The sequence below is a fragment of the Bacillus sp. XT-2 genome (genome assembly GCF_025696525.1).
GTDB classification, from domain to species: Bacteria; Bacillota; Bacilli; order Bacillales; family Bacillaceae; genus Bacillus; species Bacillus halotolerans.
On the sequence record NZ_JAHVOC010000007.1, the window covers coordinates 115,065 to 129,957 of the forward strand.

Genomic DNA, 14,893 nt, shown 5'->3' on the forward strand with positions numbered 1-14,893 from the left:
TCATGACAGGACATTATTCAAAAACGGAGCATCAATACCTATCGTTAACGTCTGAATCGAAGTTGTTTGGTCATTACAGTGTATATAAAGATTCCAAGCTGCCGCAAATTTTTTCTCATAATTTTGTGCAGCTTCATGATACATTTCCATTGGAGCGTATACCTGATTTTTTGCCGTCCGTACCGAAGCTGCTTGATGCGAATTATATCCATTTAAAAGCGTCTCCTCAGCATGTTTTTCCGCTCGTTTTGAAGCAGTCGCTTGTGAAAAGCGGTTTTGTGGTTGAAGATGAGCTGTTATACTGCATGAAGCTTGAAGACTGGAAGGGACAGACGGGACATCCTTTCACGGCATGGGGGACGGCAAAGAGTCTTAGTGACGGATCTTCTATCATGAAAATTTATGACTCGCTTTATATAGGAGAGGCAACCGCAGAACAAAAATTAGTGAGAAAATATCCTTTTTACAAAGCGGGTACGATTTTGCTTGTCGTTTGTTACAGCGATTCATCACAGAACATTCCGATTGGCTGCGGAGAACTTTTTATTGATTCGCAAGAGAAAACGGCGAAAATTGAAGAAGTGGCGATTTTGGATCAGTTTCAAAGAAGGGGCTACGGCAGTATTCTTGTGGGTGAGATGCTGTCCATTGCCAAATCTTTAGGAATGGACGATGCTTATTTAGTGGCCTCAAATTCTGATGGCGTTACTCATTTTTATGAAAAGCTCAAATTTAAAAAATTTGAGCGGGTGCACACTGTTTTTCATTATTTCCTTACATAGATGGGCATTTGCACAAACCGTTTGGGACTTGGCCCGCATACAATGCCGTATATCGTGATAAGAAAGGATGAAAAACAATATGCATGGATATTATCATGGATACGGTTACGGAGGATTTGGCTGCGGGACAAATACATTTGTATTGATTGTTGTCTTGTTCATTTTATTAATTATCGTCGGAGCCGCTTTTATTTGCTAGATGAAATAACACAAGAGCCTTTCGAAGTTCGGAAGGGCTCTTTTTTTGTGCGAAAAAAGATTTTATAGGGAACGTCATGCCGCTATTTGGACACTCATACAATGTAGAAAAGGTGTTTTTGAGGTGGAAGCATGAGCAGTTATTTAATTAAGCCAGAACTTAATGCGGAATATCCGATTGTCAGTCATGCAAAGGGCACATATGTGTATGATCAGAACGGAAAAAAATATCTTGATGGCTCATCTGGTGCGGTGACATGCAATATCGGCCATGGGGTTGATGAAGTAACCGAGCAGCTGAAAGAACAGCTTGATAAGGTGTCTTTTGCTTACCGCTCGCAGTTTACGAGTGAGCCGGCCGAGCAATTAGCTGCTTTACTGGCTGAGCAGCTGCCGGGAGACTTGAATTGGTCTTTTTTTGTCAATAGCGGATCAGAGGCCATAGAAACGGCAATGAAAATCGCCATTCAATATTGGCAGGAAAAAAAGCAGACAGAAAAATCCATCTTTCTCTCACGATGGAGCAGTTACCACGGAATAACTTTGGGAGCGCTTTCATTGTCGGGATTTTATGAACGCAGGTACCGGTTCACCCATTTGCTAGAGCGTTATCCCGCTCTCTCAGCCCCGCATATATATCGGCTGAATCAAGAGGCAAAAAAAGATTTTGTTCAAAAGGCTGCGGAGGAGCTGGAAACCGCTATAAAAAGAATCGGAAGTCAGTTTATTGCTGGATTTGTGGCAGAACCTATTATTGGAGCCGCGGGAGCAGCAATCACTCCTCCTTCTGGATATTATGAGAGATTGCAAGCGGTGTGCCGCTCACATGGTGTGCTGTTTATTGCGGATGAAGTGATGACCGGGCTTGGGAGAACTGGGAGGATGCTTGCGACAGAGCATTGGCATACCGTTCCTGATATCGCTGTGCTTGGAAAGGGGCTCGGTGCAGGCTACGCGCCTATTGCAGCTGCAGTTGTGTCTGATACGGTTCTCCAAACGATAAAACAAGGATCAGGTATTATTATGAGCGGTCACACATACAGTGCTCATCCCTTTTCAGCCAAAGCCGCTCTCGAGGTTTTGCGTTATGTTATCAGACACGGCTTGATCAAACAGGCTGAAGAAAAGGGCTTCAAGCTGAAAAAGAAACTTGAAGAGATGATGCACCGAAGCGGCATCATTGGGGATGTCCGCGGCAAAGGACTGCTGTTAGGCGTTGAATTTGTGGCTGATAAAAAGACAAAGCGAGTGTTTCCGCAAGATCGGTCGATGACCCAGCGTATCATCAGCGAAGCAAAAAAACGCGGGCTCATTGTCTATCCTGCCAAGGCTGGAATCGACAGCGGGGAAGGAGATGCCGTAATCATCGCTCCTCCATTCACAATCTCAGACGGAGAGATGGAAGAGCTTATATCAACTTTTTCGGAAACAGTTGCAGAAGTTGAAAAAAACTGAAAAGGGACTGAAATCAATATGGCACCATTTCAAAAAACGATCAGCATTGAATTGGCAATTGCAGATGTGCGTGATGGGTCGGTCCTTATGTTTGGCGGCTTCGGAGGAGTCGGCTCTCCTCCTTCTTTGATTGAAGCCATATTGGACAGCGGTGTGAAAGAATTAACTGTCATTTGCAATGATGCCGGATTCCCGGAGATTGGGATTGGACCGCTTATTGTCAATAAAAGAGTCAAGACACTGATTGCATCGCATATCGGTTCAAATCCCGTAGCCGGAAAACAGATGACAGACGGCACATTAGAGGTTCGATTTTCGCCTCAGGGCACGCTCGCAGAACGGATTCGCGCCGGCGGATCCGGCCTTGGCGGCATTTTGACCGATATCGGCATTGATAATCAAATGGTTTGTGAGAAAAAAGAGATTGTGTCTGTAGCGGGGAAACAATACTTGGTTGAAGAAGCGCTGACGGCTGATTTTGCCTTCATCAATGCCTGCATTGCAGATGAATTCGGCAATTTAACGTATGACAAAACAGCGCGCAACATGAATCCACTTATGGCAATGGCCGCCAAAAGAACCTTTGCCGAGGCTGAGACGATTGTGCCGATGGGTGATATTGCAGAAGAAATGATTGTAACGCCTGGGGTTTTTGTTGAGGGGGTTGTGAGAAGCGAAGGGGTGAGGTGGAAATGGGCTTGGGAGTAACAGAAAGAGAGCAGATCGCCAGACGGGCTGCTTCTGAAATCAAACCAGGCATGATGGTGAATCTCGGTATCGGCATCCCTTCCTTGGTGCCGAACTTTTTGCCGCCTGACATGCAGGTTATGCTGCAGGCGGAAAACGGCGTACTCGGGATTGGCGAAAGTCCTGAAAAAGGGAATGAGGATGAAAATTTATGCAACGCCGCGGGATTCCCTGTCCGTGCTGTAAAGGGGGCATCTTATTTTGATACAACGATGTCTTTTGCCATGATCAGAAGAGGCATGATTGATATTACGATTTTAGGCGCTTTGCAGGTAAGCCAGTCGGGAGACCTTGCGAATTGGCTTGTACCCGGAAAAAAGGTGCCAGGCATGGGCGGTGCGATGGAGCTCGCCCAAAAAGCGAAAAAAGTGGTTGTCGTCATGAGCCATACCGATCAAAAAGGGAGGCCTAAATTAACAGAAGCCTGCACCCTTCCGTTAACAGCAGCAGGCTGTGTAGATATGATCATTACTGAAAAAGCAGTTCTTGCAGTTGGCCGGCATCATTTTATTTTAAAAGAACTGATGAATGGCTCAACAATTGACGAGGTGATCGGGCTGACCGACGCTGAAATAATGGTAGATATGCCTTTTTCTTAAAAGGGGGAGTGATGATGCAGGACATTGAAAGAAAAGTAATCGAATGGCTTGATCAGCATTCAGCCAAAGCCATTCGTCTTTTGAAAAGGCTGGTTGGAGAAAAAAGCACACTTGGCAAGGAATTTAACGCCCAGGCAGTAGTTCTTGAAAAGCTTAGGCAATTTCATATGGACATTGATGTGTGGGAGCCGAGCCTAAAACAATTAAAACAGCATCCCTATTTTATATCAGACCGTTCGGATTTTCATGAGAGCCCGAACATTGTCGCTAAAAAAACGGGAGAGGGCGGAGGACGATCTCTGATTTTAAACGGGCATATCGATGTTGTGCCAGAAGGAAATTTGAAAGAATGGAAGTATGAACCGTTTCAAGCTGCCGAAGTAAATGGTAAAATTTACGGCCGCGGCTCCACTGATATGAAGGGAGGCAATACAGCCCTTCTATTTGCATTAGAAGCTCTGCACGCCTGCGATGTCAAACTGAAAGGTGATGTATTGTTTCAAAGTGTTATAGATGAAGAGTGCGGCGGCGCCGGAACACTTTCTGCCATTATGAGAGGCTATCGTGCGGACGGGGCGCTAATTCCGGAGCCGACGAATATGAAGCTTTTTATTAAACAGCAGGGCTCGATGTGGTTTCGGATCACGGTTAAAGGATTAGCGGCACACGGAGGCACACGGTATGAAGGTGTCAGCGCCATTGAAAAAAGCATGCATGTCATTACAGCCATTCAAGAGCTTGAAAAAGTCCGCAATGCAAGAATTTCTGACCCGCTTTATAATCATATCCCAATCCCGGTTCCAATTAATATTGGCACCATCTCAGGCGGAACATGGCCGTCCTCGGTAGCAGACCGCGTCGTCATAGAAGGAAGGTGCGGAATTGCTCCTCATGAAAAGCCTGAAGCAGTGAAAATGGAATTGGAAAATTGGCTGAAAGATTTACAATACCATGATGAATGGTTTAAACGCCATCCAATTCAAGTGGAATGGTTCGGGGCTCAATGGCTGCCGAATGATTTGCCTGATGGCCATCCTTTACTATCAGTTTTGCAATCAGCCTATCAAAAAATAAAACAAACAGAGCCGATCATCGAAGCGTCGCCTTGGGGGACAGACGGCGGCCTTTTGTATCATGCGGGAGATACTCCTGTTATCGTTTTTGGACCGGGAGAGACGAAAACGGCACATCAGGCAAACGAGTATATTGAGGTTGAAGCCATGTTAGAATCAGCTAAAATTATTGCTCTTTTTGTGATGGATTGGTGCGGGCTTCATACAGACGGGGAGGATGCTGATGATCAAAACGGTAAAGAATAGCGGTGTTACGGCTGTCATAGACAATGACCGCTTTAATAAACGAATTAGAGTCATTCGTTATGAAGGCGCTATTCAGGAAGCCTTGTCTGATATTATGACAGCGGCTGAAGAGGAGGGTGCCGAAAAAATTATTGTGTACACTAAACAGCATGACGAGGCAGAGCTGGCTAAACAATTGTTTACGCCGGAGGGCTTTCTCGAAGGCTACTATCTCGGCCATCGCGCTGCCGTTATGGTCCGTTATCTCACAGAAAAACGAAGACAAACAGATACCTATTTATCCGAGCAGGAAATGATAGAGCTATTATATAAATTGAAGCCTCAGCCACAAATCGAAGACAGGTCTCCTTTTACAATGAGAAAAGCAGAAACAAACGACATGTATCAGTTATCTATGCTGTATAAAAAAGTATTCCGCACGTATCCGACTCCTGTGTTTGATCCCGCCTATATTGAAAAGACGATGAATGAGCATACGCTTTATTATGTCATGCTTGAAGATGACCGTCTGATTAGCGCGGCAAGCGCAGATATCAATCCTGAGCTGGGGCATGCCGAAATGACGGACTGTGCCGTGCTTCCCGATTATCGGGGCCGTTCGCTGACAAGTATTTTAATAGATGCATTAGAAAAAGAAATGAGAGAGCAAGATATCTTTCAAGTATTTTCACTCGCCCGCGCTGCATCTTTTGGCATGAATGCTGTCCTGTATCATTCCGGGTATCAGTATGGCGGAAGGCTGATCAATAATTGTTATATAGGAGAAGGGCTCGAAAATATGAATATCTGGTGCAAGCGCCTGTAAGTCAAAAAGAAATGCACGAGGAGGAATTTCATTTGACAAACAAATGGTATAAACCGAAACGGCATTGGAAGGAGATAGAGTTATGGAAGGATGTTCCGGAAGAAAAATGGAATGATTGGCTGTGGCAGCTGACCCATACTGTAAGAACATTAGATGACTTGAAAAAAGTGATTAACCTGACCGAAGAAGAAGAGGAAGGCGTCAGAATTTCTACTAAAACGATCCCCTTAAATATCACACCCTATTATGCTTCCTTAATGGATCCCGACAACCCCAGATGTCCGATACGGATGCAGTCTGTGCCGCTCTCTGAAGAGATGCACAAAACAAAATACGACCTGGAAGACCCGCTTCATGAGGATGAAGACTCTCCGGTACCCGGTCTGACACACCGTTATCCCGACCGAGTCCTGTTCCTTGTCACGAACCAATGCTCCATGTACTGCCGCTACTGCACAAGGAGGCGTTTTTCTGGTCAAATCGGAATGGGTGTCCCTAAAAAGCAGCTTGATGCCGCGATCGCCTACATTCGGGAGACACCCGAGATCCGGGACTGCCTGATTTCAGGCGGGGACGGGTTACTGATCAATGATCAAATTTTAGAATACATTTTAAAAGAGCTGCGCAGTATACCCCATCTGGAAATTATCAGAATCGGCACAAGAGCGCCTGTCGTTTTCCCTCAGAGAATCACCGATCAACTGTGCGATATTTTAAAGAAATATCATCCGGTCTGGCTGAACACCCATTTCAACACAAGCATCGAAATGACGGAGGAATCCGTTGAGGCTTGCGAAAAGCTGGTGAACGCAGGTGTGCCGGTCGGAAATCAGGCCGTCGTGCTAGCAGGCATTAATGATTCGGTAACAATTATGAAAAAGCTTATGCATGACTTGGTGAAAATCAGAGTCCGTCCCTATTATATATACCAATGTGATCTCTCAGAAGGCATCGGACATTTCAGAGCTCCGGTTTCAAAAGGGCTGGAGATTATTGAAGGGCTGCGAGGCCATACTTCAGGCTACGTGGTACCAACTTTTGTCGTTGACGCACCAGGCGGCGGCGGGAAAATCGCACTGCAGCCAAATTATGTTTTATCGCAAAGTCCTGACAAAATCATCTTGAGAAATTTTGAAGGAGTCATTACCTCTTATCCGGAACCTGAACATTATATCCCTAACCAGGCTGACGCCTATTTTGAGTCTGTTTTTCCTGAAGCTGTCGACAAAAAAGAGCCAATTGGACTGAGTGCCATCCTTGCCGACAAAGAGATTTCTTTCACACCGGAAAACGTGGCCAGAATCAAAAGGAGAGAAGCATATACAGCGAAGCCGGGGCATGAAACCTTAAAGGACCGGCGGGAGAAAAGAGACCAGCTAAAGGAAAAGAAATTTTTAGCCCAGCAGAAAAAAGAAAAAGAGGCAGAAAGCGGGGGGAATTCTTCATGAAAACATGCGAATGGTGCGGTGTGCCTGAGGCGCAGCCTGGCACGAACACGGTTTATTGGGAGCTTCCTGACGGCACACGAGCCATAGAGCTGACAAACACCCCCGCGATGATTTGCTCTTCTTGCGGAATGGCCTACCAAGAGGATTCGACGATAAAGGATATTGAGGATCAGCTGTTTTTAATCAACACAAGAAAACTCCCTGAAAGTCTGACGTATCAACAGCTCATGGAAACGGAAAGGATATTAAAACGCAACTATTTTGATTTTTCCTGAATGATGTTTCGTTATTCTTTTGTTGTAATTTTACACTTGCACTGTATAATAGAACAACAAAAGACAGACACCAGGAGGGGAAACCCATGAAATCCTTTTATCACTATTTATTGAAATACAGACATCCTAAGCCGCAGGACAGCATCAGTGAGTTTGCCAATCAGGCGTATGAGGATCACAGCTTTCCAAAAACATCAACCGATTATCACGAAATCAGTTCATATTTGGAGCTGAATGTTGATTATCTGGACACGATGGCTACGTTTGATGAAGCTTGGGAAAAATACGAGGCCGAGGTGCACGGCAAATAACCGCATGTTTAAATCCGCAGATCCGCTGCGGATTTTTTTGTGCGCATACACATACCATAATTGGATACTTCCAATGGTTTTCATGCCCATGCGAATTGGTGTAACCCAGCATACGATAGCGTATGAGAAATGTTGCGGCGAGGGGGAGACACCGTGAAGCAAAATAAACCGAAATTCCAAGTAGGGGATATCGTAGTCGTCATTATGTATGGGACAGTCGGCACAATCACAAAAGTGCACCAAATCGATAAGCACTATCTTTATGAAGTAAACCACAATGAAGTCTTATATTTTGAATCGTCCATTCAATTATATAAAGATTATGAAGGCGTCATTGTCGATATGGAAAAACTTGATATTGAATATGAATTCCTCATTGGAGATGTCGTTTATGTAAAAGATTATGGAAAAGAACTCTTTCGCATTATCGGCCACAGAACAGAAATTTGGAGATATTTAGAAGATGGCTGGGAAGATATTATTTATGAGCTGACTCGTTTAAAGGATGGAGAGTGGCTTGAAACGGAGGAAGAGGATCTCACGCTGGTACTCAGAAAGTATGAAATGGACCAGTTTGTGCATCAGCTTTTGTTTGTCCACTATGTCGGAGAAACTGCCCATGAGATCGGCGAAGATATTGTACCGTCTGCTCTTCTTCAGTTTGAAGGCGAAGATGAAGATCAAGATACCCTGCGCATCCTGGCTGTATCAATTGTTGATGAGCTTTTGGATATTTACAACGATTACAAAATTCTGTACGAAATGTTTAAAGATGAAGAATATAAAGATATGATGATGTTTGTGCTGGAAAGTTTAAAAGAACACTTCAGTTAGTTTGTGAACAAGCGGATGATCACATATAAAAAGTAAGGCAGACAGCCCCAAATCATGACATGCGTCATACCTTTGAGCGTTTTTTCCATCACCATATCGAATCTTTCTCCGTCCAGTGCTTCCATCATTTTAGCGATCATTTGTCAGCCTCCTATGGCTTGTTTTTTTATTCAATGTATATGAATGAAAGAATTGTTTAGAACACCGGGTATAATTCATCCCGTTTTTTCATAAAACATAAAAAAGGAGGCGGTACGGTTATGAAAGAAATAGATCTTGTGATTGACACGGAAGAAATCGCTGAATTTTTTTACAGAGAGCTTGCAAGACGGGGCTACATACCGAGTGAAGATGAGCTGTTTGAAATCGCCGATATTACCTTTGATTATCTGATAGAAAAATGTATGATAGATGAAGAGCTGGATGAAGATTGTTAAGGCTTGAAACCGGAGCGGCCAGCTCCGGTTTTTTATTCGGCTGATATGAATTTTTGAGAAATAAAGGAGGGAAAATCTTGTACAAGCCAGTCAGTCTGTTTCTTCTCTTTCTTTTTTTAGCCGCGGTTATTCATACAGCTGCTGTTCAATCAGCAGATGAAATGATCAGTAAGGCAGCCGCAGCTATCCGTCAGCCTTGGCTGATCGATGTGGTGATTTGGGTGACACATCTTGGTGCTACTTCCTTTTTACTGCCACTTATCGTAGTCATTTGGGCAGGGCTGTTTTTTTACAAGAGAACCTTGGACGGTCTTTTGATGCTCTTCATATTCGGTGCGGATCGTCTGTTAAACAAAATATTAAAAGAGTGGATCGAACGGGCAAGGCCGGATTTTGAACCGCTCGTTCATGAGTCGTCCTTCAGCTTTCCGAGCGGCCACTCCATGAACGCTGCTTGTGTTTATCCAGTAATCGCCTACTTTTTAGTGAAACACATCCCGTTTTTGTCAAAGCATAAAAAAGCGGTATACATAATCGCCGGTACTGTCGTTATTTTGGTTGGTGCCAGCAGAGTCTACCTCGGCGTGCATTTTTTAACTGACGTTTTAGGAGGCTTCAGTCTCGGCCTGCTGCTGTTTTTCCTCGTGAAAGGTTTTGACGAAAAGTTTCATTCGTTTCGACAAAAGTAGAGAGAGGAAAAAGAGGGCGAAACGCCAATATGTTATAGAAATAAAAGGGAGGGATCTTGATGATGTTATCCGTGTTTAAAAAGAAGTCTTGTTTTTACGATGTGACAATATTTCAAACACCCCGGTTTGGTGAAAAAAAAGGCTACAGAGCCGTCTATCGAACTGAACTGAACGGGAGCAATCATCAAGACGTGCTAAAAAGAGCATTCTCTTTGTTTAATGTATTCGATACTGTTCCAAGTGATTATGATGCGAGATTTATGGCCACAGGGGATGTGATTTTGATTGATGAAGGCAGAAAAGGGAAAACATATTATAAACTGCTTCCCGCCGGATGGAGGAAAATCAATCGTCTGATTGTGCAAACAACATAACGAAAGAAAACTGCGGATATCCGCAGTTTTCTGTTTTTTAAGGTTTTCGTTTGGCCGCGGAATGCTCTTTTTCGTGCGCCTCTTCAGCTGCGATAACGTCTTTAGCAGGTATGTGGTTGTTCTTTTTTTGTCCGGTTATTCGGTTACGCTGTTTTTTACCCATGTTTCATCCCTCCTTTTGCCGTTAGGTTCTCATATAAGCAGCTCAATTATCCCGATTTTCTCTAATGGCGCCTAAAAATACCCCGGATCATTTTCTTTTTTCGGAACATTCCTTTATAATCAATGCTGAAGTTTGTCTCATCATGACATCCGTTGTAAAATGAACGGACTGATCGTTAATTTTGGTTGAGGAGGATATGAGATGAGTGTACATATCGGTGCGGAAAAAGGACAAATTGCGGATACGGTACTATTGCCGGGGGACCCTTTAAGAGCAAAATTTATCGCTGAAACGTATCTTGAAAATGTGGAATGCTATAATGAAGTCAGAGGCATGTATGGATTTACAGGTACATATAAAGGCAAAAAAATCTCTGTGCAGGGCACGGGCATGGGCGTTCCGTCCATTTCAATTTACGTCAATGAATTAATTCAAAGCTATGATGTGCAAAACTTAATAAGAGTAGGCTCTTGCGGCGCCATCCGTAAAGATGTCAAAGTGCGCGACGTCATTTTGGCCATGACTTCTTCTACTGACTCACAAATGAACAGAGTCGCTTTTGGAAGTATCGATTTCGCGCCTAACGCAGATTTCGAGCTTTTGAAAAATGCCTATGACGCCGCTAAGGATAAAGGCGTACCGGTGACGGTAGGCAGTGTATTTACTGCTGACCAGTTCTACAATGACGATTCTCAAATTGAGAAGCTTGCCCAATACGGTGTGCTCGGGGTAGAGATGGAAACAACCGCTTTGTATACATTGGCAGCGAAGCACGGTAGAAAAGCGCTGTCCATCCTGACCGTGAGCGATCACGTATTAACAGGAGAAGAAACAACAGCAGAAGAGCGTCAAACCACTTTTCATGATATGATAGAAGTGGCTTTACATTCTGTATCAAAATAAAATAAATGAAGAGGCGTGCTGGGTGCCGGCAGCCTCTTCTTTATGGATACGGAAACGATTGATAAAAGGAAGGTAATGTGATTATGAAAAAGTCCGGTAAATGGTTCTCGCTGGCCGCCGCTCTGAGTGTGACGGCAATTGTCGGAGCCGGCTGCAGCATGTCAAATGGGGATGCTCAAAAGGATACGAAAACCACTGCAGAATCAAAACAGACAGAAGAAAAAACAGCTGACAGCAAAAAAACAAATACGCAGGACAGTGAGTTCTTATTGGAAAGCAAGTTTTTCAATAACATTAAAAAAGTGGATGGCCTGGAAACCATTCAAAATCCGAAAAATATCCTCGCCCTTGTCAATAAGCAATACGCACTGCCAGGAGACTATGAACCTAGCGATCTAGTTATCCCTGATGTCGAGTTTTCTTTTAAAGAGAAAATACAAAAGCGATACATCAGAAAAGAAGCAGCAGACGCATTAAAAACGATGTTTGATGCTGCGAAAAAGGATGGCTATGAGCTGGCAGCCGTGTCAGGATACCGCTCGTATGACAGACAGCAGGTTATCTTTAAAAATGAAGTAAGCTTAAAAGGGGAAAAGAAAGCAAGAGAAGCTGTCGCATATCCGGGTGAAAGCGAACATCAAACAGGTTTAGCAATGGATATTTCCAGCCGAAGCAACGGTTTTGAGCTAAATGAGGCGTTCGGCAGCACCGAAGACGGAAAATGGGTGCAGAACAATGCATATAAATACGGTTTTATCATTCGCTACCCTAAAAACAAAGAAGACATCACGAAGTACGAATACGAACCATGGCATTTGCGTTATGTAGGCAAAAAGGCTGCAAAGGTTATTCATGAGAATGACTTAACATTAGAAGAATACTTTGAAAAAGTGAAGAAGATATAAAATAAAAACCCGCTTACCATTGGTTAAGCGGGTTTTTCCATTAAAAAAAGAATAAACCGGCGAGCGCCACACCTGTAATCAGCCCAAGGCCAATACCGTATGCGGCTCCATATCCATATCCGTAGCCGCCCCAATATCCATAGCCAAATCCGCCTCTTGGGCCCCCTGAAGTAACTGGAGCAATAAAGACCTTGCTGTTGGTTACCCGTGTAATTCTGCCCACATGGACTCTGCCGTTTCTTTCTGTAATTCTAGCAACTTTTCCTTGGTGCTGGCGGCAGATATGATAGTATTTTTCCAATATAAATCCCTCCTAATCCGTCTTTCTATCAGCTTATGATAGATAAACAAAAAAGGTTGGACGAAAAGAGGGGGTGAAGCGCCGTTTTACTTGTATGCGATAAAGATACAATGACCCATATACTCGCTGTATGCCTGCATGAGGTCATAATGGGACTGAAGCGTTTCATAGTAGATAGGAGCGATTGCTTGCGATACATCCATTTCTGTCGTCGGTTCAAATTCCATATCTTCCGGCAAAAGGGTGATCGTTTCTGTTTTCTGAAATCCATGGGAACGAATCGAGTCTATCCACTCCGATTCGTCATAAAGCTTTGTAAAACCGTAAAAGTCCATCATTTGCTTCTTTTCGCGCGGAGGCATCGGCTGTTTAAGCGCCGCTTCAATACCGATCAGCATTCCACCCGGCTTCAATACTCTATTAATTTCTTGAAGGGAGGATGTCAGATGGGAAAAACTGAGGACGGATTCGGACAGGACGCAGGAAAAGGACGCCGAAGAAAACGGAAGATGTTCCAGCTCTCCAAGATATGCAGGGATGGCCAGCCCTTCATTTGCAAATCTTTTTTTCGCCTTCTCAAGCATGACAGGGTCTTTATCAACGACTGTGACAGGATAAAGCAAATGTCCTAAATAAGCCGCAGTTTGCCCCGTCCCGCATCCGGCATCAAGAATCGGCTGATCAGGCGGAGGTGCCGCTTTTTGCAATACGGCTTTTGAAAAAGCAAGCCCGCCTGGATGTGCACCTGAGACACCGAATAAGGACAGCATTTCTAAATATCGGCTCAAAATGGTATCCTCCTTTTTCGTTATTATATGTCGTGAAAAGACATAGGTTTATGAAACGATAAAGAAGGGCGGATCTCTATATTTTCTGCTCCGAGTTGACGAATAGGAAATCGTCCATGATAATAATGTAAGAAGAAAAGGTGGTGTTTAATTGAAACGGCAATTGAAACTGTTTTTTGTTGTGCTGATCACTGCGGTTGTCGCTTCGGCGCTGACTTTATTTATTACGGGCAATTCAAGCATTCTGGGCCAGAAATCAACAAGCACAGGAGACAGTAAGTTCGATAAATTAAATAAAGCGTATGAGCAAATCAAAAGTGATTATTACAAGGAAACAAACGATGACAAATTAGTAGACGGAGCAATTAAAGGAATGATTGAGTCTCTGGACGATCCTTACTCTACCTATATGGATCAAGAGGAAGGAAAATCATTCGAAGAAAGCATTTCTGCATCCTTTGAAGGAATAGGAGCGCAAGTAGAGGAAAAAGACGGTGAAATCCTTATTGTTGCGCCAATCAAAGGTTCACCTGCTGAAAAAGCCGGAATCAAACCGAAGGATCAAATCCTGAAAGTAAACGGGAAAAGCGTAAAAGGCATGAATGTAAATGAAGCCGTCGCTTTAATCCGCGGCAAAAAGGGCACTAAAGTGAAGCTTGAGCTGAACAGAGCGGGAGTGGGAGAGATTGATCTTTCCATTAAGCGCGATACGATTCCTGTTGAGACCGTCTATTCTGAGGTGAAAGACAATAATATCGGTGAGATCCAAATCACTTCTTTCTCTGAAACAACTGCTAAAGAGCTGACAAATGCGATCGACAGTTTAGAGAAAAAAGGTGCCAAAGGCTATATTTTAGACTTGAGGGGCAATCCGGGCGGCTTAATGGACCAGGCGATTACAATGAGCAATCTGTTTATTGATAAAGGTAAAAATATTATGCAGGTTGAGTACAAAAACGGCTCAAAAGAAGTCATGAAAGCGGAAAAAGAACGAAAAGTCACAAAGCCGACTGTCGTTTTAGTAAATGACGGAACAGCGAGCGCTGCAGAAATCATGGCCGCTGCCCTTCATGAATCGTCAGGCATTCCGTTAATTGGAGAAACCACATTCGGAAAAGGCACAGTGCAAACCGCAAAAGAGTATGAGGATGGCTCAACAGTCAAACTGACAATGGCCAAATGGCTGACTGCTGACGGTGAATGGATTCATAAAAAAGGCATCAAGCCGCAAGTGAAAGCAGAACTTCCTGATTACGCGAAGCTCCCATATTTGGACGCTGATAAAACGTACAAATCAGGTAATACAGGCACTGAAGTCAAAGTCGCTCAGCAAATGCTGAAAGCACTTGGCTATCAGGTGAAGGTAAACAGTACGTATGATCAGGATTTTGTATCAGTCGTCAAACAGTTCCAGAAAAAAGAGAATCTGAAACAAACAGGCGTGCTGACTGGCGATACTACAACAAAACTAATGACAGAACTTCAACAAAAGCTGTCAAATAATGATACGCAAATGAAAAAAGCAATTGAAACGCTGAAAAAAGAAATGTAAAAAAGCCA

21 protein-coding genes are annotated in these 14,893 nt (G+C 43.8%); 17 read left to right on the plus strand and 4 right to left on the minus strand.

The features are described from left to right. The first annotated feature begins 2 nt into the window (after positions 1–2). The 11 genes from KXD37_RS17640 (at position 3) to KXD37_RS17690 (ending at position 8,773) form a co-directional block, all read left to right on the plus strand. Entirely contained in the window at positions 3–782 is a 780-nt protein-coding gene (locus KXD37_RS17640) for a GNAT family N-acetyltransferase (protein WP_188323063.1), read from the plus strand. Between the two features lie 67 nt (positions 783–849). Then, positions 850–981 carry a YjcZ family sporulation protein gene (locus KXD37_RS17645; protein WP_373271166.1) on the plus strand — a complete coding sequence of 44 codons (132 nt, stop codon included), beginning with the start codon at positions 850–852 and terminating at the stop codon, positions 979–981. Between the two features lie 131 nt (positions 982–1,112). Further along, positions 1,113–2,435 carry an aspartate aminotransferase family protein gene (locus KXD37_RS17650; RefSeq protein WP_127696852.1) on the plus strand — a complete coding sequence of 441 codons (1,323 nt, stop codon included), beginning with the start codon at positions 1,113–1,115 and terminating at the stop codon, positions 2,433–2,435. Between the two features lie 18 nt (positions 2,436–2,453). Further along, the gene (locus KXD37_RS17655) at positions 2,454–3,143 is read left to right on the plus strand and encodes a CoA transferase subunit A (protein ID WP_106021307.1); all 690 of its coding nucleotides are present in this window, start codon (positions 2,454–2,456) and stop codon (positions 3,141–3,143) included. Continuing rightward, positions 3,128–3,781, plus strand: a complete 654-nt coding sequence (locus KXD37_RS17660; protein WP_024121766.1) for a 3-oxoacid CoA-transferase subunit B — start codon at positions 3,128–3,130, stop codon at positions 3,779–3,781. Before KXD37_RS17655 ends, KXD37_RS17660 begins: the two co-directional genes overlap by 16 nt. An 8-nt stretch (positions 3,782–3,789) precedes the next feature. Then, positions 3,790–5,100 (plus strand): peptidase, encoded by a 1,311-nt coding sequence (locus KXD37_RS17665; protein ID WP_095713126.1) that lies wholly within the window; start codon positions 3,790–3,792, stop codon positions 5,098–5,100. After that, on the plus strand, positions 5,078–5,905 hold the full coding sequence (gene ablB, locus KXD37_RS17670; RefSeq protein WP_106021303.1) for a putative beta-lysine N-acetyltransferase: 828 nt from the start codon (positions 5,078–5,080) through the stop codon (positions 5,903–5,905). The genes KXD37_RS17665 and ablB overlap by 23 nt, the downstream gene beginning before the upstream one ends. 32 nt (positions 5,906–5,937) lie before the next feature. Continuing rightward, positions 5,938–7,353, plus strand: a complete 1,416-nt coding sequence (gene ablA / locus KXD37_RS17675; RefSeq protein WP_263463390.1) for a lysine 2,3-aminomutase — start codon at positions 5,938–5,940, stop codon at positions 7,351–7,353. Next, entirely contained in the window at positions 7,350–7,628 is a 279-nt protein-coding gene (locus KXD37_RS17680; RefSeq protein WP_188323062.1) for a YokU family protein, read from the plus strand. Before ablA ends, KXD37_RS17680 begins: the two co-directional genes overlap by 4 nt. Before the next feature lie 86 nt (positions 7,629–7,714). Continuing rightward, positions 7,715–7,939, plus strand: a complete 225-nt coding sequence (locus KXD37_RS17685) for a YozE family protein (protein ID WP_010334616.1) — start codon at positions 7,715–7,717, stop codon at positions 7,937–7,939. Positions 7,940–8,092: 153 nt separating this feature from the next. Next, a complete protein-coding gene (locus KXD37_RS17690; RefSeq protein ID WP_010334614.1) occupies positions 8,093–8,773 on the plus strand; it encodes a hypothetical protein in 681 nt (226 codons plus the stop codon). Here the strand turns inward: KXD37_RS17690 and KXD37_RS17695 are convergent. Further along, positions 8,770–8,913, minus strand: a complete 144-nt coding sequence (locus KXD37_RS17695) for a hypothetical protein (RefSeq protein WP_103671803.1) — start codon at positions 8,911–8,913, stop codon at positions 8,770–8,772. The genes KXD37_RS17690 and KXD37_RS17695 overlap by 4 nt on opposite strands. Positions 8,914–9,033: 120 nt before the next feature. Between KXD37_RS17695 and KXD37_RS17700 the strand changes: the two genes are divergently transcribed. From KXD37_RS17700 to yodL, 3 genes are all read left to right on the plus strand, one after another. Continuing rightward, entirely contained in the window at positions 9,034–9,210 is a 177-nt protein-coding gene (locus KXD37_RS17700; RefSeq protein ID WP_010334612.1) for a YozD family protein, read from the plus strand. 77 nt (positions 9,211–9,287) lie between these two features. After that, positions 9,288–9,899, plus strand: a complete 612-nt coding sequence (locus KXD37_RS17705) for a phosphatase PAP2 family protein (RefSeq protein WP_188323061.1) — start codon at positions 9,288–9,290, stop codon at positions 9,897–9,899. Between the two features lie 59 nt (positions 9,900–9,958). Continuing rightward, the gene (gene yodL / locus KXD37_RS17710) at positions 9,959–10,273 is read left to right on the plus strand and encodes a shape determination protein YodL (protein ID WP_038954208.1); all 315 of its coding nucleotides are present in this window, start codon (positions 9,959–9,961) and stop codon (positions 10,271–10,273) included. Positions 10,274–10,310: 37 nt separating this feature from the next. Here yodL and KXD37_RS17715 read toward each other — a convergent pair whose 3' ends face one another. Next, on the minus strand, positions 10,311–10,436 hold the full coding sequence (locus KXD37_RS17715) for a hypothetical protein (protein WP_024121758.1): 126 nt from the start codon (positions 10,434–10,436) through the stop codon (positions 10,311–10,313). 201 nt (positions 10,437–10,637) lie between these two features. Between KXD37_RS17715 and deoD the strand changes: the two genes are divergently transcribed. Further along, positions 10,638–11,339: a purine-nucleoside phosphorylase gene (deoD, locus tag KXD37_RS17720; RefSeq protein WP_024121757.1), complete on the plus strand. Its 702-nt coding sequence runs from the start codon at positions 10,638–10,640 to the stop codon at positions 11,337–11,339. 83 nt (positions 11,340–11,422) lie between these two features. Next, positions 11,423–12,244 carry a D-alanyl-D-alanine carboxypeptidase family protein gene (locus KXD37_RS17725; protein ID WP_095713120.1) on the plus strand — a complete coding sequence of 274 codons (822 nt, stop codon included), beginning with the start codon at positions 11,423–11,425 and terminating at the stop codon, positions 12,242–12,244. A 40-nt stretch (positions 12,245–12,284) separates the two neighbouring features. Here the strand turns inward: KXD37_RS17725 and KXD37_RS17730 are convergent, their stop codons facing one another. Then, on the minus strand, positions 12,285–12,545 hold the full coding sequence (locus tag KXD37_RS17730) for a hypothetical protein (RefSeq protein WP_024121755.1): 261 nt from the start codon (positions 12,543–12,545) through the stop codon (positions 12,285–12,287). Between the two features lie 86 nt (positions 12,546–12,631). After that, positions 12,632–13,333 carry a class I SAM-dependent methyltransferase gene (locus KXD37_RS17735; RefSeq protein ID WP_024121754.1) on the minus strand — a complete coding sequence of 234 codons (702 nt, stop codon included), beginning with the start codon at positions 13,331–13,333 and terminating at the stop codon, positions 12,632–12,634. Between the two features lie 151 nt (positions 13,334–13,484). Between KXD37_RS17735 and KXD37_RS17740 the strand changes: the two genes are divergently transcribed. Continuing rightward, positions 13,485–14,885 carry a S41 family peptidase gene (locus tag KXD37_RS17740; protein ID WP_188323059.1) on the plus strand — a complete coding sequence of 467 codons (1,401 nt, stop codon included), beginning with the start codon at positions 13,485–13,487 and terminating at the stop codon, positions 14,883–14,885. Positions 14,886–14,893 lie beyond the last annotated feature (8 nt).

Coding starts and splice junctions, on each gene's coding strand:
- ablB (WP_106021303.1), top strand. CDS start 5,078: ATGATCAAAACGGTAAAGAATAGCGGTGTTACGGCTGTCATAGACAAT.
- KXD37_RS17695 (WP_103671803.1), bottom strand. CDS start 8,913: ATGATCGCTAAAATGATGGAAGCACTGGACGGAGAAAGATTCGATATG.
- KXD37_RS17640 (WP_188323063.1), top strand. CDS start 3: ATGACAGGACATTATTCAAAAACGGAGCATCAATACCTATCGTTAACG.
- yodL (WP_038954208.1), top strand. CDS start 9,959: ATGATGTTATCCGTGTTTAAAAAGAAGTCTTGTTTTTACGATGTGACA.
- KXD37_RS17725 (WP_095713120.1), top strand. CDS start 11,423: ATGAAAAAGTCCGGTAAATGGTTCTCGCTGGCCGCCGCTCTGAGTGTG.
- KXD37_RS17715 (WP_024121758.1), bottom strand. CDS start 10,436: ATGGGTAAAAAACAGCGTAACCGAATAACCGGACAAAAAAAGAACAAC.
- KXD37_RS17650 (WP_127696852.1), top strand. CDS start 1,113: ATGAGCAGTTATTTAATTAAGCCAGAACTTAATGCGGAATATCCGATT.
- KXD37_RS17685 (WP_010334616.1), top strand. CDS start 7,715: ATGAAATCCTTTTATCACTATTTATTGAAATACAGACATCCTAAGCCG.
- KXD37_RS17660 (WP_024121766.1), top strand. CDS start 3,128: ATGGGCTTGGGAGTAACAGAAAGAGAGCAGATCGCCAGACGGGCTGCT.
- KXD37_RS17645 (WP_373271166.1), top strand. CDS start 850: ATGAAAAACAATATGCATGGATATTATCATGGATACGGTTACGGAGGA.
- KXD37_RS17655 (WP_106021307.1), top strand. CDS start 2,454: ATGGCACCATTTCAAAAAACGATCAGCATTGAATTGGCAATTGCAGAT.
- deoD (WP_024121757.1), top strand. CDS start 10,638: ATGAGTGTACATATCGGTGCGGAAAAAGGACAAATTGCGGATACGGTA.
- KXD37_RS17680 (WP_188323062.1), top strand. CDS start 7,350: ATGAAAACATGCGAATGGTGCGGTGTGCCTGAGGCGCAGCCTGGCACG.
- KXD37_RS17700 (WP_010334612.1), top strand. CDS start 9,034: ATGAAAGAAATAGATCTTGTGATTGACACGGAAGAAATCGCTGAATTT.